Here is an 18,122-nt window from a genome sequence, read left to right on the forward strand (position 1 = left end):
CCGTGTCCGACCTCGCCTCGCTCGAAACCTCGATCCTCGACCAGATTGCCGCCGCCGGCGATGAAGCCGCGCTCGAAGCCGTGCGCGTCGCCGCCCTCGGCAAGAAGGGCTCGATCTCGGCGCTGCTCGCCACGCTCGGCAAGATGTCGCCCGACGAGCGCAAGACGCAGGGCGCGGCGATCAACCTCGCCAAGGACAAGGTCACGCAGGCGCTTACCTCACGCCGCGAGGTGCTGAAGTCGGCCGCACTGGACGCGCGGCTCGCCGCCGAGACCATCGACGTCACCCTGCCGCTGCAGGATACGCCAGCCGAGACCGGGCGCGTTCACCCGCTGAGCCAGGTGATGGACGAGCTGACGACCATCTTCGCCGACATGGGCTTCTCGATCGCCGAAGGTCCCGACATCGAGACCGACGACTACAACTTCACCAAGCTGAACTTCCCGGAAGGCCATCCGGCGCGCGAGATGCACGACACGTTCTTCTTCAATCCGAAAGAGGACGGCTCGCGCATGCTGTTGCGCACCCACACCTCGCCGGTGCAGGTGCGGACGATGCTGAGCCAGAAGCCGCCGATCCGCGTGATCTGCCCGGGCCGCACCTACCGCATCGATTCGGATGCGACCCACACGCCGCAATTCCACCAGGTCGAGGGCCTCGTCATCGACAAGGGCTCGCATCTCGGTCACCTCAAATGGATCCTGCACGAGTTCTGCAAGGCGTTCTTCGAGGTCGACAACATCAACATGAAATTCCGGCCGTCGTTCTTCCCGTTCACCGAGCCGTCGCTCGAGGTCGACATCCAGTGCCGCCGCGACAAGGGCGAGATCCGCTTCGGCGAGGGCGAGGACTGGCTGGAGATTCTCGGCTGCGGCATGGTGCATCCGAACGTGCTGCGCGCCTGCGGCATCGATCCTGACGAGTACCAGGGCTTCGCCTGGGGCATGGGCATCGACCGCATCGCGATGCTGAAATACGGCATGAGCGATTTGCGCCAGCTGTTCGAGGGCGACGTCCGCTGGCTGTCGCACTACGGCTTCAAGCCGCTCGACCTGCCGACCCTGGCCGGAGGATTGAGCTCGTGAACGTCGAGACGGTCCCTGAAGCCTATCGCGGCTTGAGGACGTTCGCGTTTGGCGACGGCCCGGAGCTTGCCGACAAGCTGCTCGACCTCGTCGTCAGGGGCATCAAGACGGCGACCTGCAGCACCGAAGACGAGCCCAACACCTCGGCGCCCGGCGAGCGCTGGATCGTTCTCGACGGTCGGGGCGACCCGCACTGCGTGATCGAAACAACCGAGGTCAGCTATCGCCGCTTCGATGAGGTCGACGCGGCCTTCGCCTTCGAAGAGGGCGAAGGCGACCGGAGCTTGAACTACTGGCGCGAAGCGCACCGGACCTACTTCACCCGACTGGGCAGGTTCAGCGACACCATGACGTTGATGTGTGAGCGCTTCCGTCTTGTCGAGATCTTTGCCGATCGCAGGATTGCATCATGAAATTCACTCTGTCCTGGCTGAAAGACCATCTCGACACCGATGAGCCGGTGGAAAAGATCGCCGAGAAGCTCACCATGATCGGCCTTGAGGTCGAGCATCTCGAGGACAAGGCGAAGCTGCTCGCGCCTTACAGAATCGCGCGCGTCGTTTCCGCCGACCAGCATCCGAATGCCGATCGGCTGCGCGTCTGCATGGTCGACACCGGTGACGGCGGCGCGCCGGTGCAGGTGGTGTGTGGCGCGCCGAACGCGCGCACAGGTCTCGTCTCCGTATTCTCGCCGCCCGGCACCTACATCCCCGGCAAGAACATCACGCTCTCGGTCGGCACCATCCGAGGCGTCGAGAGCCGCGGCATGCTATGCTCGGAGGCCGAGCTCGAGCTCTCCGAGAACCACGACGGCATCATGGAGCTGCCAGCGGACGCGCCGATCGGCAAGCCCTACGCCGAATGGGCCGGGCTCGGCGATCCCCTGTTCGAGATCAACTTGACGCCGAACCGCCAGGACTGCACCGGCGTGCACGGCATCGCGCGCGACCTCGCCGCCGCCGACATGGGCAAGCTGAAGGACTCCGGCATCAGGCCGGTCAAGGGCGAGCTCCCCTGCCCCGTGAAGGTCACGGTGGAGGACGAGAAGCTGTGTCCGGGCTTCGCGCTGCGGCTGGTGCGCGGCGTCAAGAACGGCCCGTCACCGAAATGGCTGCAGCAGCGCCTGACCTCGATCGGTCTGCGGCCGATCAACGCGCTGGTCGACATCACCAACTACATGACGTTCGATCGCGCGCGGCCGCTGCACGTGTTCGACGCCAAAAAGGTCAAGGGCAATCTGGTCGTCCGCCGCGCACGCGACGGCGAGACACTGCTTGCGCTCGACGGCCGCACCTACACGCTCGACAGCACGATGTGCGTGATATCAGACGATGCCGGCGTCGAATCGCTCGCCGGCATCATGGGCGGCGAGGCCTCGGGCTGCGATGCCGAGACCACCGACGTGCTGATCGAATCGGCGCTGTGGAACGAGATCAACATCGCCCAGACCGGCCGCAAGCTCGGCATCAATTCGGACGCGCGCTATCGCTTCGAGCGCGGCGTCGATCCCGCCTTCATGGTGCCGGGCCTGGAGATGGCCACCAAGCTCGTGCTCGAGCTGTGCGGCGGCACGGCCTCTGAGAACGTCGTCGTCGGCAACCGGTTCGGCGACGATCGCATCATCGATTTTCCGCTCACCGAGGTGAAGCGCCTCGCCGGCATCGAGGTGCCGCTGACCGAGATGCGGCGGATCCTGACGCATCTCGGCTTCGTGGTCGCCGGCAACGGTCCGGTCGTGAAGATCGCGGTGCCGTCCTGGCGTACGGACGTGCACGGCAAGGCCGACATCGTCGAGGAGGTCGTTCGCATCGTCGGCGTCGACAAGGTGCCGATGACGCCGTTCGAACGCGGCGATGCCCCGCGCAAGCCGGTGCTGACGCCGATCCAGCTGCGGACGCGGCGCGCCAAGCGCGCGCTGGCCGCGCGCGGCATGGTCGAGGCGGTCACCTGGTCGTTCATTGCCAAGCCTGCGGCTGAGCTGTTCGGCGGCGGCAAGGCCGAGCTCGCGCTCGCCAATCCGATCGCCGCTGACCTGTCCGACATGCGCCCGAGCCTGCTGCCGGGCCTGATCGCGACGGTGCAGGCCAATGCCGACCGCGGCTTCGGCGATGCCGCGATCTTCGAGGTCGGGCAGGTGTTCAAGGGCGACGGCCCTGCGGATCAATTCGTGGCCGCGAGCGGCATCCGTCGCGGCATTGCATCGTCGAAGGGACTCGGCCGGCATTGGACGGGATCGCAGCCGGCCAACGCGTATGACGCCAAGGCTGATGCGCTCGCCGTGCTCGCGGCTGCCGGCGCACCGATGGCTTCGCTGCAGATCGTCGCCGGTGGCCCCGCCTGGATGCATCCGGGACGCTCAGGCACGATCCAGATGGGACCGCAGAACGTGCTCGGCCATTTCGGCGAGCTGCATCCGCGCGCGCTGGAGGCGCTGAAGGCCGACGGACCTCTCGTCGCTTTCGAGGTCACCCTCGATCGCATCCCGGCCGCGAAGGCGAAACCGACGCGGGCCAAGCCCGTGCTGGAGCTCTCGGCGTTCCAGCCAGTGTCGCGCGACTTCGCCTTCATCGTCGATCGCAAGGTCAAGGCCGGCGACATCGTGCGGGCCGCGCAGGGCGTCGACAAGAAGCTCGTCACCGACGTGACCGTGTTCGATGTCTACGAGGGCAAGGGCATCGAGGACGGCAAGAAGTCGGTCGCGATCGCGGTGACCTTGCAGCCGCGCGACAAGACGATGACCGACGAGGAGATCGACGCCGTCGCAGCGAAGATCACAGCCGAAATCGCCAAGAAGACCGGCGGCACGTTGCGCGGATGAGCCTCTCCGGGCTCATCCCGTCCGAACTCAGCCTGTTCGCGACGGTGGCGCTGGCGATCGTCGCCTTCATCGCAGCGACCGCGCGCGGCTTCTCCGGGTTCGGCGCGGCGCTGATCTTCATGCCGCTCGCGAGCAGCTTCGCGACGCCCCGCCTCGTCGCGCCATTGCTGCTGGTGATCGACTTCGTCGCGATGGCGCCGATGGTGCCGGCCGCCTGGCGCGAGGCCGACCGCAAGGCGACCGCCGTAATCGTCGCGGGCGCACTGGTCGGCGTGCCCGTGGGCACCTGGTTCCTCAGCCGTCTCGACCCGGTCACCGTGCGCTGGATCATCACCGGCTTCGTGATCGCGCTTCTCGCGCTGCTGCTGTCCGGCTGGCGCTATCGCGGCAAGGAGTACACCGCGCTCTCGGTCGCCGTCGGCTGTGTCTCCGGCTTCTGCAGCGGACTGGCGCAGACGGGCGGCCCGCCGATCGTCGGCTATTGGCTGGGACGTCCGATCGCATCGAAGATTGCGCGGGCGAACATCGTGCTGTTCTTCGGCGCCTCGGATTTCTTCGCGATGGTGAGCTACGCGACCAGCGGGCTGATCACTTGGGATTCGCTCAAGCTCTCGATGCTGATCGGCCCGGTCTATGCGCTCGGCGTCGCGTGCGGCGCCTCGCTGTTCGGCCGCGCCAGCGAGCGCGTGTTCCGCGCAATCTGCTATGCGCTGATCGCAATCGCCGTGATCGCCGGGCTGCCGGCCCTCGACGGCGTGCTCGGGCGCGGTTAGCTTCCCCGTAACGAGACTGAAAGGGAGGACGCCGTGATCAATCGCCGAACCATGCTCTCACTTGCATTGGGAGCAGCCGGAGCCGTGGCGGCGCCATCGGTTTTCGCGCAGGGCACGAAGACCGGTACGCGCATCGTCTTCCTGGGCACCAAAGGCGGCCCACGCGTCGGCGTCGGCGCCTCCAATCCGGCCAATCTCGTCGTCGTCAACGGCACGCCGTTCGTGATCGATTGCGGCATGGGCGTCAGCCGTCAGCTCGTCAAAGCAGGCATTCCGATTCCATCGGTGAAGTACATCCTGATCAGCCATCACCATTCCGATCACAACCTCGAATACGGCAATCTGTTCTACAATGCCTGGGCCGCAGGACTATCGACGCCGATCCAATCGTTCGGCCCCAAAGGTCTGGAGGCGATGACCAGGAATTTCTGGGCGACCAACCAGTTCGATGTCGACACCCGTATCGAGGACGAGGGCCGGCCGGATCCGCGGCCACTGCTGATCGCCAAGGACATCACGGACGATGGCGTCGTGGTGAAGACGGCGGACGTCACCGTGACCGCGTTCCGCACGCCGCATCCGCCGATCACCGACAACTTCGCCTACAAGTTCGAAACCCCGGACGGCACGATCGTGTTCTCCAGCGACACCGCCTACAATCCGAAGCTCGCCGAGTTCGCCAGGGGCGCCGACGTGCTCGTTCACGAATGCCTGTATGTACCGGCAGTCGATCGCCTGGTCGCGAGGACGAAGAACGGGTCGACGCTCAAGAAGCATCTGCTCGAAAGCCACACCACCACCGAGGACGTCGGGCGCATCGCCGCGGCCGCTGGCGTGAAAGTGCTGGTGCTCAGCCATTTGGTCCCGGGTGATGATCCCGAGGTGACCGACGACGACTGGACGCGCGACGTGAAGAAGAACTACTCCGGCCGCATCGTCGTCGCCAAGGATCTGATGGAGCTGAAGCTGCCGGTGTAGCTGGCGTAGGGTGGGCAAAGCGGCCGCCGACGGCGGCAGCGTGCCCACCGTCTTTCGGCGAACTCATCAGCAGGTCGTTGGGCACGGCGCCACGGCGATCTCAAACTTGGAGACAGCACGGCTACGCCTTTGCCCACCCTCATATGGGGTCTTGTGAGTCAAGTCTCGTTCGATAGGTCGAGGTTGTTTTTTCGAGGATGCCGTTCGTTTCCTTAGAGGTGGTGTGTTCGGCGGAGCAAAGCCGACGTCCGCGCGCTCTCGATTTTGCGCCGTAGCGGACGGCGGCTTTGCGGGTGGGCAGGGCGACGTCTGGCGCCACGAACCTGCGGTCTCGGTCGAGGACTGGCTTGCGAAGATTCTGCAGCTGTCCGCTGCATCACCTCATATCCGGTCGGATGAAGTCATCCGGGCCCATGTTCCGCATGCTTGCGGCGAGAAGCCAAAGAGGATGAGACCCATCTACAAGACGGCTGGTGGTACGGCCCTAGGGTGGCACGGTCATCATCCATCCTCGCAAGACCGCGGCGAACCGCGGGCCTGATCGCGAAGTTCGTTTACGCCTTCATCAGGGCCTCCTCGGGCACGAGGCCGGTCTCGAGATAGCGCCACAGCGCCACGACGAGCTTGCGCGCCAGCGCCACGATCGCAATGCGCCTGACACGCTTGCCGGTGTTGAGCGTGCGGGTCTGGAACCAGCGGCTGAGCGCGCTGTCCGGCTGATGGCGGACCCAGAGCCAAGCCAGCTCGATCGTCTTCAGGCGGACGTGCGGATTGCCCGCCTTGCTGATGCCCTGCTCACGATCGATGCCGCCGCTCTTCCATGGGCTCGGTGTCAGGCCGCAATAGCTGGCGACCTCGCGCCGGTTGCGGAAGTCCTTGTAGAACAGCTCGCCCGCCAATGTCGTGGCGAAGGCCGGCCCGAGCCCCTTGAGCCGCTGCAGCTGCTCCCGCCGCTTGGCCATCGCCTCCGGAACGACAGCCGCCTGCGCGGCCTCCTGGCTCTGCTCCAGCGCCGCGAGCTGCTCGCGCACCAGCATCAGACGCGCGTGCTCGCGCTTGACCTCGGCCAGAACGTGGGGCGGCAGCGGCTCACCCTGCCAGTCGCGTTGCTGCTCCAGCCAGGTGAGCCAGTTGCGGCGGCGCGGCGCGCCGACCTCCAGGCCGGACAGCCGCAGCAGCGCCTTGATCCGGTTGGTGTGGGCCGTCTGCTCCGTGACCAGCCGGTCGCGCTCGCGGCTGACCCGCCGGGCGTCCTCCTGCTCCACCGTCGGCACCCGGACGATCCGGACCACCCGGGGCTCGCCGCGCAAATAGGCCATCAGCGTGCGCAGCAACAGCTCGCCGTCGATCCGATCCGTCTTTGCCCGCCGTGCGCGCTGCTCGACCGCGATGCTTGCCGGATCGAACACCAGATTGTCGATTCCGTTCGCGACCAGCAACCGGTGCAGCCAGAAGCCGTCATAGCCGGCCTCGTAGCAGCTCGCCACGCGCGGCTCCGATCCGAGCTTCTGCGCCGCCCGGGCCCGCGTCTTGGCGATCAACGCCAGCAACCCGACCTGATCGACTCCGTCGAGCTTGTGCCGCGACATCCGTCCCTGATCGGGACTGTGCAACGTGATCAGCCAGCTCTTCTGGCTGAGTTCAATTGCAACGAAAATCGTGCCAGTATCTCCGGCGGTGAGCGTGCCTTGGGTCGAAGCTTGCATCTGACTCTCCGAGGGTTCGAGTGTGGAAACCCAAACCTATCGGAAGGGCTCGCTCACCGCTCCCCCATGGAATCTACTACGGCCGTCGCGATCCAGTCTGGCTCAGTCCTCAGGCGAGGCCGATCGCACCTTGCCGCGACGGCGCGGCCGTTGCCGCTCCGGGGATTCCTCGGCTTCGGGATCCTTCAACGCCCCGATCCGGCGCAGCGCGGCTTCCGCGGCGCGTTCGCCGGAGTCCCAGGCGCCGTCGACGGTCCCCCACAGCGTGTCGTGCGTGGCCTCGCCTGCCAGGAACAGCGGGCCCAACGGTTCGCCGAGGATCTTGCGCGCGCCCTGGCTGCCGGGTGCAGCGGCCGACATCGCGCCGAGCACGCCCGGCACCTGATTCCAGCGCGTGGCGGCAGACGACTTCACCGCAGCGGCGGCCTCGCTACCGAACAGCTTCACCAGCCATTCCTTGGCGAAAGCGACCATCGCGGCTTCACCCTGCGCTGATAGCTCGCGCCCGAACGCGCCGCCGACGTCGACGGTGCACAGCGACGACCCGCCGATATTGGCCAGCAGCAGACCGGTCCGGTTCGAATTGCTCTGCTCGATGATCGCCTCGTCGCGCGACAGGCCGAACGGATTGCCGGTGAGCATCAGCGCGATGTGATCGGTGCTGCCGAGGCTGAGCTTGCTGGCCGCGTCGAGTTGGCGCTTCGGAAGCTCCGGCGTGAACTTGATCGCCCCTGACGTCAGCACGTTCGTGGACACCGTGAGAATGACGGCGCGCGCTGCGATCCGCCCCGCCGGCGTTTCGACGGCAACGTCGCGATTGCTCCACACGATCCGGCTCGCCGGCGTCGACAGCGCCAGCGGCAATTGTTCGCCGAGCTTGGTGATCAGCGTACCCATGCCCTGGCGGCAGGCCAGCGCGGCGCTGCGATCCTGTCCGCGCGCCTTATCCATGACCGAGAGGTCGACGAGGTCCTTGCCGGTGGCGCCGGCGCCGAGCACGAAGGCCGCCGTGCCGGTCCAATCGCCGAGGTCCTTCGGCAGCGCCGTCGCACAGGACATATCGAGCTTGCCGCGGGACGCTTCGTCGATCGCGCGATTGGCGCGGACGAGGCCGGCCAGGAACTGCTCGGTTTCGCCCGGCCGCGCATTGCGCCGGCCGACGCGCACCTTCTGACCGACCGGCGCCGCGACCAGATCGAGACCGACGCCGCGCGCCAGCTTGGTCATCGGATTGCTGTCGGAATTGTGAAGCCAGCGGGCGCCGCGGTCGAACGGTACGCCGAAGGTCGCAGCGTCGGTCGCGCAGCGGCCGCCGATCTGCGGGGCCGCCTCGAGCACGATCACCTTGCGGTTTGCAGCCATGACGCGGCGGGCGGCAGCGATCCCCGCCGCGCCTGCCCCGATCACGACGATGTCGGCCTCGCGCGGCACTGCGGCAATCGCGCTGCGGCCCGACAGGGGCGCCACGGCGAGCACCGCGGACGCCGTGAGGAAGCCGCGGCGCGTGAACATCATGTCATGGTTTCCGAAAGCTTTGAAACGAACGAGTCGGGGCCGAATTTTGCCGCATCTGCCGCGGTGCGGCAACCGTCATGGTTTATCAATGTTCATTGATGACGGTTCGACTATGAACCAAATTGCAACCGTGATCGACCATCATAGAGAACGGTAAAAGACGCGACCACGCAAGGTCGCTCGGGGAGTTGACCGTCATGGGCGTCGTGCTCGATCACATCGGCAAGCTGATTGCCGCCTATCTCCAGAAGGAGATACGGGGATATGAGCCGTTCACGCCGAGCGATCCGGACAATCTTCGCAAGGACGTCCAGCCCGGCGACGTGCTGCTGGTCGAGGGCAACAGCCGCATCTCCGGCATCATCAAATATCTGACGCAGTCGACGTGGTCGCATGCCGCGCTCTATGTCGGGCCGATCGACGGGGCCGTCGAGCCGGACGGTGAGCCGCATGTGCTTGTGGAGGCCTATGTCGGCGACGGCGTGATCTCGGCGCCGCTGTCGAAGTACTTCTCCTATCATACCCGCGTCTGCCGCCCGGTCGGCCTGACCTACGAGGACCGACACACCGTCTGCCGCTACGCGATCAACCGGATCGGCTTCGGCTACGACACCAAGAACATCATCGACCTGATGCGCTTCCTGATTCCGCTGCCGATCCCGCAGCGCTGGCGGCGGCGCATGATCGCGTTGGGCTCGGGTGATCCGACCAAGATGATCTGCTCGGCGCTGATCGCGCAGGCGTTCGACGCGGTGCGTTATCCGATCCTGCCGAAGATCACGCGGGCGCCATCGCGGCGCGCCAAGCGCGAGATCCTGCACATCCGCGATTCATCGCTGTACATGCCGCGCGACTTCGACATCTCGCCCTATTTCGAGATCGTCAAGCCCACCATCGTCAACGGGTTCGACTACACGACGCTTCATTGGGCCGACAAGCAGAAGCCGCTCGCGGAGGTAGCGGGCGAATTCGCCATGTTTCCAGAAGCCATCGCCGCGCCGCCGCTCGTTCCTGAAACGGCTGACGAAGCGCAGGCGGCGTTTCGTGCTGAGGAAGTGATGGCCGAGACGATCAGCGAACGCCTCGTCGTCAGCGACCACTATCTGGTGGCCGAGCCGGTCCGAAAGGTTGCGCCGCGCGCACCGGCGTCTCGCCGCAGGGTCGCGGTCTGAAGGAACGTCCCGCGCGCCGTCAGCGATCCGATCGGCCGATCACGTCCATGAGTTCCGCGATCTTCTGACGCTGATCGGCCTTGTCGCCGGATGCGATCGCATGCTCCACGCAATGCGCGACGTGATCGCGCAAAATCTCCTCCTCGACCCGGCGCAAGGCCGCCCGCACCGCTGAGATCTGCGTCACGATGTCGATGCAGTAGCGGTTGTCCTCGACCATTTTGGACAAGCCCCTGACCTGCCCTTCGATCCGGCTCAAACGTTTCTGACAGGATGTCTTGATGTCGTCGCGCATGCGCTCTATATACCCCTACAGGGTATAGGTTTCAAGAGGCTGGGCTGATGTCGGAAACCGAACACGGGCATGGTGTCGCAGCGGTCACGGCCGGCGGATGCGGGTGTGGATCGCATTCGGGAGCGGCGGAAACCGGACACAAGGAAGCGTCCGCCGAGAGCTGTTGCAGCGATCGTGCCGATTCGGTGCCCGAGAGCGACGTGGGCGCCTGCTGCGGCGGTCACACTGCGGCCGCACCGGCGAAGGTCAAGGATCCCGTCTGCGGCATGTCGGTCGATCCGGCGACCTCGAAGCATCGCTTCGAGCATCAGGGACAGACGTTCCACTTCTGCTCGGCCGGCTGCCGCACCAAGTTCGCCGCCGATCCCGCGAAGTATCTCGCGCCCGCCGCTGCACCCGCGGCCGCGGCGTCGTGCTGTGGCGGACACGATCATCACGCGCATCAGCATGACGAGACGAAGGTGATCGATCCCGTCTGCGGCATGTCGGTCGATCTCGCGACGTCGAAGCACCGCTTCGACCACCAGGGGCACACCTTCCATTTCTGCTCGGCCGGCTGCCGCACCAAGTTCGCCGCCGATCCCGCAAAATATCTGGAGAAGCGCGAGCCGCCGCCGGAGATGCCGACCGGCACGATCTACACCTGCCCGATGCATCCCGAGATCCGGCAGGAAGGCCCGGGCACCTGCCCGATCTGCGGCATGGCGCTGGAGCCCGAGGTCGTCAGCCTCGACGATGCGCCCAATCCCGAGCTTGCCGACATGAGCAGGCGATTCTGGATCGGCACCGTGCTCGCCGCGCCCGTCGTCGTGCTCGAGATGGGCGGCCACATCGTCGGCGGCCACGGCCTGATCGATCCGATGCTGTCGAACTGGATCCAGTTCGCGCTGGCGACGCCGGTCGTGCTGTGGGCCGGCTGGCCGTTCTTCGTGCGCGGCTGGCAATCGGTCCAGACCCGCAATCTCAACATGTTCACCTTGATCGCGATGGGCACGGGCGTCGCCTATGTCTACAGCGTGATCGCGACCCTGGCGCCTCAGGCGTTTCCGGCTGCGTTCCGCGGCCATGGCGGCGCGGTCGCGGTGTATTTCGAGGCGGCCGCCGTCATCACCGTTCTCGTGCTGCTCGGCCAGGTGCTGGAGCTGCGCGCACGCGAGGCGACGTCGGGCGCGATCAAGGCGCTGCTGCAGCTGGCGCCGAAGACGGCGCGGCGGCTCGACGCCGAGGGCAACGACCACGAGGTGGAGATCGCCGAGCTCGCGGTCGGCGATCTCCTGCGCGTGCGCCCCGGCGAGAAGGTGCCGGTCGACGGCATCATTCTCGAAGGCCGCTCGTCGCTCGATGAGTCGCTGGTGACTGGCGAGTCGATGCCCGTGACCAGGAACGAAGGCGAACGCGTGATCGCGGGCACCTTGAACCAGACCGGCAGCTTCGTGATGCGCGCCGACAAGGTCGGCCGCGAGACCCTGCTATCGCAGATCGTGCAGATGGTCGCCGACGCGCAACGTTCGCGCGCGCCGATCCAGCGTCTCGCCGACCAGGTCGCGGGCTGGTTCGTGCCGATGGTGATCGCTGCGGCCATTGCCGCCTTCGTCGCGTGGTACGCGTTCGGGCCCGAGCCGCGCTTCGCCTTCGGCCTCGTCGCCGCGGTCAGCGTGCTGATCATCGCCTGCCCGTGCGCGCTGGGGCTCGCGACACCAATGTCGATCATGGTCGGCGTCGGCCGCGGCGCCCAGGCCGGCGTGCTGATCAAGAGCGCCGAGGCGCTGGAGCGGATGGAGAAGGTCGATACGCTGGTCGTCGACAAGACCGGGACGCTGACCGAAGGCAAGCCGAAGGTGACGGCCATCGTCACCGCCGAGGGCTTCGAGGAAACCGAGGTGCTGAAACTCGCCGCGAGCGTGGAGCGCGCCAGCGAACATCCGCTGGCCGCGGCCGTCGTCCGTCATGCCACCGAGCGCAAGCTCAAGCTCGGTGACGTCACCGGCTTCGACGCGCCGACCGGCAAGGGCGCGCGGGGAACGGTGGACGGCAAGTCCATCGTGCTGGGCACTGCGACCTATCTGGCCTCGCTCGGCATCATCACCGACACGCTCGGCGTCGAAAGCAAGAAGCTGCGCAGCGAGGGCGCCACCGTGATCACGATGGCGATCGACGGCAAGCCGGCCGCCTTGTTTGCGATCGCCGATCCGATCAAGGCGTCGACGCCGGAGGCGCTGAAGGCGCTCGCGGCCGACGGCATCAAGGTGATCATGCTGACCGGCGACAACCGCACCACGGCGACTGCGGTCGCGCGCCGGATCGGCATCACCGAGGTCGAGGCCGAGGTGCTGCCCGACCAGAAGAGCGCCGTCGTGGCGCGCCTGCGTGCCAGCGGCAAGGTCGTCGCCATGGCCGGCGACGGCGTCAACGATGCGCCGGCGCTGGCCGCGGCCGATGTCGGCATCGCGATGGGCACCGGCACTGACGTGGCGATGGAGAGCGCCGGCATCACGCTTCTGCAGGGCGATCTCGGCGGCATCGCGCGGGCGCGAAAACTGTCGGCGGCGACGATGCGCAACATCCGCCAGAACCTGTTCTTCGCCTTCATCTACAACGCCGCCGGCATCCCGATCGCCGCCGGCATTCTCTACCCCGTATTCGGCATCCTGCTGTCGCCGATCATCGCGGCCGCGGCGATGTCGTTGTCATCAGTCAGCGTTGTCGGTAACGCGCTGCGGCTGCGGGCGACCAAGCTCTGACGCGCTGGAACCCGGGCTTGCCGAAGCGGGCGGGCGTGTCTACCTCTCTCACGATTCACGAGAGAAAGGTCCCACGTATGATCGACGCCGCCGTGAAGGCGATCTCGCAGATTCTGTCGCCGCCGATGCGCTCGATCCTGTGGCGATCGATCGGATTGGCGCTGGTCCTGATCACGGTGCTCGCGATCGGGCTGCAGCGGCTGCTGACCTGGCTGGCGACCGCCGGCGAGGGTTGGGCCGAAGCCATGCTCGGGCCGAACTCCCACGGCGCGCTCGACGTGCTGACCTGGATCATCTCGATCGCCGCCGGCTTCGGCGTCGTGTTCGGCGGCATCATGCTGATGCCGGCGATCACCTCGCTGATCGCGAGCCTGTTCGTCGATGACATCGCCGATCTGGTCGAGCGCGAGCACTATCCGGCCGAGCGTCCCGGCGCCGCTTTGCCGGTCGGCATCGCCATGGTGGAGGGCCTCAAGGCCGCCGGCCTGACGATCCTGGTCTATCTGGTCGCGCTGCCTTTCGTGTTCCTGGCCGGCGCCGGCTTCGTGATCTTCTTCCTCGCCACGGCATGGCTGCTCGGCCGCGAATATTTCGAGCTCGCCGCGATGCGGTTCCGGCCGCCGGCGGAAGCCAAGGCGATGCGGCGCGACAACGCCGCGACCGTGTTCACCGCAGGACTGATCATCGCCGCCTTCGTCACGATTCCGATCGTGAACCTGGCCACGCCGCTGTTCGGCATGGCCTTCATGGTCCACCTGCACAAGCGCCTATCGGGGCCGCGGCCCGAGCTGCTCGAGCCGTCGCCGGAGCGCCGGCTGCGCAGCCTCTAGCGCCAGCACCCGCGGCGCCGGGCTCTCGGGCCTGGCGCGCGCGAAGGGAATGAGAATGAAGCCGAGCAGGGCTATGCCGGCGAGCAACGTCCAGGCCTCGTTGACGCAGAGTGCGAGCGAGGCCTTCTCGACCAGCGGCCGGACATAGGCGATGGCGGCATCCTGCGAGACGCCGCGCGGGCGGTTGAGCAGCAGCTCCGGGCTGAGCCCGATTGCCTTCGCCGCCGCCACGTCGCCCGCCATCAGGCGATCGCGGAACGCTGCGGCATGGATGCCGACACGGCCGTAGATGATGGTGTCGACCAGGGCGATGCCGATGGCGCCGCCGAGATTGCGCATCAGGTTGAACAGGCCGCTGGCATCGGCGACCTCCGCCTGCGGCAGGTCGCCGAGCGCGATCCGGGTCGGCGGCAGCAGGCAGAACATGATGCCGACGCCGCGCACGACCTGCGGCCAGAACATCTCCTGATAGTCGGCGGTGGCCGGCTGGAACGCGCTGGCCGCAAGGCCCACGCCGAACAGCAGGAAGCCGAATGCGGTCAGGAGGCGCGCGTCGACCTTGCCATCGAGCGCCGTCACCAGCGGAGCCGCGATCAGTTGCGCCACGCCGGTCACCAGCATGATCTTGCCGATCTCGAACGCATCGTGCCCGCGCACGAAGGCGAGGAACACCGGCATCAGATAGACCGAGCCGAACAGCCCGATGCCGAGGCAGAAGCTCGACAGGCAGCCGAGCGTGAACGACCGCCGCTGAAAGCTGCCGAGCCGCAGGATCGGGAACGGCGACGCCACGACGCGCTGGATCAGCAGCGTCAGGCACGACGCGCTGAGCACCAAGAGCGCGATGCAGTTCGACGACAGCCAGCCGCCCTTCGGCGCTTCCTTCAGTCCGAGCTCGAGGCTCGCCAAGGACACCGCGAGCAACAGCAGCGCCGTCATGTCGAGCTTGTCGAGCTCCAGGAGATTCATCCGCTCTCGTGGTAACAGGCTCGGCGTGGCCACGGCCGCGATGATGCCCGGCACGATGTTGATCAGGAACAGCCAGGGCCACGACCAGGTGTTGGTGATGAAGCCGCCGACGACGGGGCCGATGGTCGGCGCCAGCACCGCGACCACGCCGCCGATGGTGGTCGCGACCGCATGCAGCCGCGGCGGAAACAGCAGGAACACGGCCGAGAACACCACCGGGATCAAGAGCCCGCCGAAAAAGCCCTGGAGCACGCGAAACGCCAGCAGCACGTGAAAGCTGCCGCTCATGGCGCAACCGAGCGAGGCTGCCGTGAAGATGCTGACGGCGCCGACGAACAGCCAGCGCAGGCTGAACACGCGGGTCAGCAGGCCGGTCAACGGAATGGCGATGATCTCGGCGATCAGATAGGCGGTCTGGACCCAGCTCATGGCATCCGGCGAGATGCCGAGGGCCTCCTGGATGGTCGGCAGCGACGTCGCCACCACCTGGATGTCCAGGATCGCCATGAACATGCCGACGCACATCAGGATGAAGCCGAGCCAGGTGGCGAGGCTGGGAGTCTCCTGAGGCGCGGCCGGCTCGGTCATGCGGTCTGGCTGCTGACGCCCGAGAGCGCCTCGGACTCGGCACGGATGCGGATCGCGAGCACGGCCGCATTCAGTGCGGAGAACAGCAGCGCGATCAGCGGCAGATGCAGCGCCAGCGGCAATAGCGCGATCTCACCGGCGACGACCAGATAGTTCGGATGCGAGATGTAGCGGTAGGGACCATCCGTCACCAGCGGCGCACCGGGCAGGATGATGATCCGCGTCGTCCAACGCGGGCCGAGCGTCGACAGCACCCACCAGCGCAGCCCCTGCAGGGCCACGAAGCCCGACAGCAGCCACGGATCGACCTCCTGGTCGGCGCCGAGCAGCCACAGCGACACCAGCCACGCCGCATGCATCGAGATCATCAGCGGATAATGATCCGCGCCGACTTCGATCGCGCCCATGGCGCGCAGGCGCTTGGTGTTGTGGCGAGCGAGCACGAGCTCGCCGAGCCGCTGCATAGTGACGAGTGCCAGGACGAAGGCGGCGAAGGTCATGCGGCGTGCCTCAATGAGACGCAGCTGGCGGTGAAGCCCGGTCCGAGCGCAGTGAGCACCGAGCGCGGCGGCAGCCCGCGCGCGCGGGCGCGCTCCAGCACGAACAACACCGTCGGCGCGGACATATTGCCGTAGTCGGCGATGATCTCGCGCTCGTGATCCAGCGTGCCCTGGCCGAGCGACAGCGCGCGCTCCAGCGCCGTGATCACCTTGGCGCCGCCGGGATGGCAGACGAAGCGGTCGACGTCGCCAGGCGTGAGCTTCATGCGATCCAGGATCTCGTTGACCGCAGGCCCCATGTTCTCGGTGACAAAGTCCGGGATCGTGCGCTGGAAGATGACGCCAAAGCCTTCCGGATCGACGCTCCAGCCCATGATGTCGAGCGTGTCAGGCCACAGCTTCTCGCCGGTCGCCTCGACGCGCGTCGCACCGCCGTCGCCGGCGCGCAGGATCGCCGCGGCGGCGCCGTCACCAAACAGGCTGAGCGCGACGATGTTGGCCTTGCTCAGCTCGTCATGGCGTACGGCGAGCGTGCACAGCTCGAAGGTCACCATCAGCACGTTGGTGCCGGGCCGCGCCTGAGCCAGCCGCGCGGCGATCGACAGCCCCGAGACGCCGCCGGCGCAGCCGAGCCCGAACACGGGGACGCGCGACACGTCGGAGCGGAAGCCCATGCGGCCGGCGACACGCGCCTCCAGGGTCGGGGTCGCGATGCCGGTCGAGCTGACGGTGACGATGGTGTCGATGTCGGAGGCGGCGAGATCGGCCTGCGCCAGCGCCTTGTTGGCGGCATCAAGAAACAGCGCCTCCGCGCCTTCCAGATAGGCCTCGGTGCGCTCGGGCCAGCCGCGCCGTTCCATATACCATTCGATCGGCTTCACGCCGTAGCGCTGGCGGATGCCGGTGTTGGCGAACAGGCTCGCCATCGTGTCGAATTGCGGAAAGCGCGGTGACAGCACGACGCGCGCTGCTTCCATCACCTCGTTCTGGCGAAACTGATGAGGTGGCACCGAGGTCGCGAGCGACACAAGCGCGGCGGCATTGTCCATACGGCTGATCCTTCCAATTCCCGGCGCGGAAAGGTCCGAGAACGTGGGAATCATCACGCGCTACTCACATCGCCCCGGATTACGCGGGTCATCTTATGTCGAATGCGGGCGGCGATGTGGCTCGGCCATGGTGAGACGGCGTCGCGGCGTGACACAATAGTGACTGTCAAACGCGCTCTCAGGCGAAACCGTTCGTCACGCACAACGTATCAGGCCGTCTTCTCGGGCCAGCGGCAGAGATCCTTGATCAGGCAGAACTCGCAGCGCGGCTTGCGCGCGAGGCAGGTGTAGCGGCCATGCAGGATCAACCAGTGATGGGCATGCAGCATGAACTCCGCCGGGATCACCTTCTCGAGCCCAAGCTCGACCTCCAGCGGCGTCTTGCCCGGCGCCAACCCCGTGCGGTTGCCGACGCGGAACACGTGGGTGTCGACCGCCATCGTGTGCTCGCCGAACGCCATGTTGAGCACGACGTTCGCGGTCTTGCGGCCGGCGCCGGGCAGCGACTCCAGCTCAGCGCGGGTGCGCGGCACCTCGCCGCCGAACTCGGCGATCAGCTTCTCGGACAGCGCGATCACGTTCCTGGCCTTGGTGCGGTACAGCCCGATGGTCTTGATGTACTCGCGGAGTTTTTCCTCACCGAGCGCGATCATCTTCTGCGGGGTGTCGGCGACGGCGAACAGCGGCCGCGTCGCCCGGTTGACGCCGGCGTCGGTCGCCTGTGCCGACAGCACCACCGCGACCAGCAAGGTGTAGGGATTGAGGTGCTCCAGCTCGCCCTTCGGCTCCGGATTGGCGTTGGCGAACCGGCTGAAGGCGTCGCGGATCTCGGCCGGCGTCCAGGGCTTCGCCGCCTTCAACACTGTCTTGACCGGCCTGGCGGACGAGGCCGTCGGCTTTGCGGTCTTCGTCTTTGCAGTCTTCGTCTTGGCGGCCTTCGACGTGACGGTCTTCGACGTGACGGTCTTGGGTTTGGCAGAGCTGAGCTTGGCAGCCGTGACGGCCTTGTTCGACGCCTTTTTGGGCGCCGGCTTCGGAGCCGGTTTGGACGAAGCGCGAACCGGCGCAACCTTGGCGCGTTGGGGACGGGTGATTTTGGCCAT

15 protein-coding genes are annotated in these 18,122 nt (G+C 66.8%); 8 read left to right on the forward strand and 7 right to left on the reverse strand.

The genetic code is table 11. From position 1 onward, the window contains the following. The first annotated feature begins 2 nt into the window (after nt 1–2). From pheS to LQG66_RS22850, 5 genes are read left to right on the forward strand one after another with little or no spacing between them, the layout of a single operon-like run. Complete coding sequence (pheS, locus tag LQG66_RS22830; protein WP_231317919.1) at nt 3–1,085, forward strand: phenylalanine--tRNA ligase subunit alpha; 1,083 nt, start codon at nt 3–5, stop codon at nt 1,083–1,085. Next, nucleotides 1,082–1,498, forward strand: coding sequence for an ASCH domain-containing protein (locus LQG66_RS22835; RefSeq protein ID WP_231317920.1), 417 nt, complete (start codon nt 1,082–1,084; stop codon nt 1,496–1,498). The genes pheS and LQG66_RS22835 overlap by 4 nt, the downstream gene beginning before the upstream one ends. Further along, the gene (gene pheT / locus LQG66_RS22840; protein ID WP_231317921.1) at nt 1,495–3,903 is read left to right on the forward strand and encodes a phenylalanine--tRNA ligase subunit beta; all 2,409 of its coding nucleotides are present in this window, start codon (nt 1,495–1,497) and stop codon (nt 3,901–3,903) included. Before LQG66_RS22835 ends, pheT begins: the two co-directional genes overlap by 4 nt. Further along, the gene (locus tag LQG66_RS22845) at nt 3,900–4,676 is read left to right on the forward strand and encodes a sulfite exporter TauE/SafE family protein (protein WP_231317922.1); all 777 of its coding nucleotides are present in this window, start codon (nt 3,900–3,902) and stop codon (nt 4,674–4,676) included. The genes pheT and LQG66_RS22845 overlap by 4 nt, the downstream gene beginning before the upstream one ends. 33 nt (nt 4,677–4,709) lie before the next feature. Next, nucleotides 4,710–5,654, forward strand: coding sequence for an MBL fold metallo-hydrolase (locus LQG66_RS22850; protein ID WP_231317923.1), 945 nt, complete (start codon nt 4,710–4,712; stop codon nt 5,652–5,654). A 554-nt stretch (nt 5,655–6,208) separates the two neighbouring features. On the opposite strand, the gene LQG66_RS22855 is transcribed toward LQG66_RS22850, so the two are convergent. Continuing rightward, nucleotides 6,209–7,360, reverse strand: a complete 1,152-nt coding sequence (locus LQG66_RS22855; protein ID WP_231317924.1) for an IS110 family RNA-guided transposase — start codon at nt 7,358–7,360, stop codon at nt 6,209–6,211. Between the two features lie 102 nt (nt 7,361–7,462). Next, a complete protein-coding gene (locus LQG66_RS22860; RefSeq protein WP_231317925.1) occupies nt 7,463–8,875 on the reverse strand; it encodes a flavin monoamine oxidase family protein in 1,413 nt (470 codons plus the stop codon). A 197-nt stretch (nt 8,876–9,072) separates the two neighbouring features. On the opposite strand from LQG66_RS22860, the gene LQG66_RS22865 reads away from it, so the two are divergent. Then, nucleotides 9,073–10,047 (forward strand): YiiX/YebB-like N1pC/P60 family cysteine hydrolase, encoded by a 975-nt coding sequence (locus tag LQG66_RS22865; protein ID WP_231317926.1) that lies wholly within the window; start codon nt 9,073–9,075, stop codon nt 10,045–10,047. A 19-nt stretch (nt 10,048–10,066) separates the two neighbouring features. Here the strand turns inward: LQG66_RS22865 and LQG66_RS22870 are convergent, their stop codons facing one another. After that, nucleotides 10,067–10,342 carry a metal-sensitive transcriptional regulator gene (locus LQG66_RS22870; protein ID WP_015663319.1) on the reverse strand — a complete coding sequence of 92 codons (276 nt, stop codon included), beginning with the start codon at nt 10,340–10,342 and terminating at the stop codon, nt 10,067–10,069. Between the two features lie 47 nt (nt 10,343–10,389). Between LQG66_RS22870 and LQG66_RS22875 the strand changes: the two genes are divergently transcribed. After that, a complete protein-coding gene (locus LQG66_RS22875; RefSeq protein WP_256460583.1) occupies nt 10,390–13,083 on the forward strand; it encodes a heavy metal translocating P-type ATPase in 2,694 nt (897 codons plus the stop codon). A 77-nt stretch (nt 13,084–13,160) separates the two neighbouring features. Continuing rightward, entirely contained in the window at nt 13,161–13,913 is a 753-nt protein-coding gene (locus LQG66_RS22880; RefSeq protein ID WP_231317927.1) for a sulfate transporter family protein, read from the forward strand. Here the strand turns inward: LQG66_RS22880 and LQG66_RS22885 are convergent. The 4 genes from LQG66_RS22885 to nth all read right to left on the reverse strand — a co-directional run bounded on the left by LQG66_RS22885 (nt 13,851) and on the right by nth (nt 18,122). Continuing rightward, a complete protein-coding gene (locus LQG66_RS22885) occupies nt 13,851–15,470 on the reverse strand; it encodes a DHA2 family efflux MFS transporter permease subunit (protein ID WP_231317928.1) in 1,620 nt (539 codons plus the stop codon). The two genes, LQG66_RS22880 and LQG66_RS22885, sit on opposite strands and share 63 nt — an antisense overlap. Next, nucleotides 15,467–15,970, reverse strand: coding sequence for an isoprenylcysteine carboxyl methyltransferase family protein (locus LQG66_RS22890; protein WP_231317929.1), 504 nt, complete (start codon nt 15,968–15,970; stop codon nt 15,467–15,469). Before LQG66_RS22890 ends, LQG66_RS22885 begins: the two co-directional genes overlap by 4 nt. Continuing rightward, nucleotides 15,967–17,019, reverse strand: a complete 1,053-nt coding sequence (locus LQG66_RS22895; protein ID WP_231317930.1) for a type III polyketide synthase — start codon at nt 17,017–17,019, stop codon at nt 15,967–15,969. Before LQG66_RS22895 ends, LQG66_RS22890 begins: the two co-directional genes overlap by 4 nt. Before the next feature lie 209 nt (nt 17,020–17,228). Further along, on the reverse strand, nt 17,229–18,122 hold the full coding sequence (nth, locus tag LQG66_RS22900) for an endonuclease III (RefSeq protein WP_231317931.1): 894 nt from the start codon (nt 18,120–18,122) through the stop codon (nt 17,229–17,231).

The organism is Bradyrhizobium ontarionense, from assembly GCF_021088345.1.
GTDB lineage: Bacteria > Pseudomonadota > Alphaproteobacteria > Rhizobiales > Xanthobacteraceae > Bradyrhizobium > Bradyrhizobium ontarionense.

Coding starts and splice junctions, on each gene's coding strand:
- LQG66_RS22870 (WP_015663319.1), bottom strand. CDS start 10,342: ATGCGCGACGACATCAAGACATCCTGTCAGAAACGTTTGAGCCGGATC.
- LQG66_RS22855 (WP_231317924.1), bottom strand. CDS start 7,360: ATGCAAGCTTCGACCCAAGGCACGCTCACCGCCGGAGATACTGGCACG.
- pheT (WP_231317921.1), top strand. CDS start 1,495: ATGAAATTCACTCTGTCCTGGCTGAAAGACCATCTCGACACCGATGAG.
- LQG66_RS22845 (WP_231317922.1), top strand. CDS start 3,900: ATGAGCCTCTCCGGGCTCATCCCGTCCGAACTCAGCCTGTTCGCGACG.
- LQG66_RS22875 (WP_256460583.1), top strand. CDS start 10,390: ATGTCGGAAACCGAACACGGGCATGGTGTCGCAGCGGTCACGGCCGGC.
- LQG66_RS22895 (WP_231317930.1), bottom strand. CDS start 17,019: ATGGACAATGCCGCCGCGCTTGTGTCGCTCGCGACCTCGGTGCCACCT.
- nth (WP_231317931.1), bottom strand. CDS start 18,122: ATGGCCAAAATCACCCGTCCCCAACGCGCCAAGGTTGCGCCGGTTCGC.
- LQG66_RS22890 (WP_231317929.1), bottom strand. CDS start 15,970: ATGACCTTCGCCGCCTTCGTCCTGGCACTCGTCACTATGCAGCGGCTC.
- LQG66_RS22860 (WP_231317925.1), bottom strand. CDS start 8,875: ATGATGTTCACGCGCCGCGGCTTCCTCACGGCGTCCGCGGTGCTCGCC.
- LQG66_RS22865 (WP_231317926.1), top strand. CDS start 9,073: ATGGGCGTCGTGCTCGATCACATCGGCAAGCTGATTGCCGCCTATCTC.
- LQG66_RS22880 (WP_231317927.1), top strand. CDS start 13,161: ATGATCGACGCCGCCGTGAAGGCGATCTCGCAGATTCTGTCGCCGCCG.
- LQG66_RS22885 (WP_231317928.1), bottom strand. CDS start 15,470: ATGACCGAGCCGGCCGCGCCTCAGGAGACTCCCAGCCTCGCCACCTGG.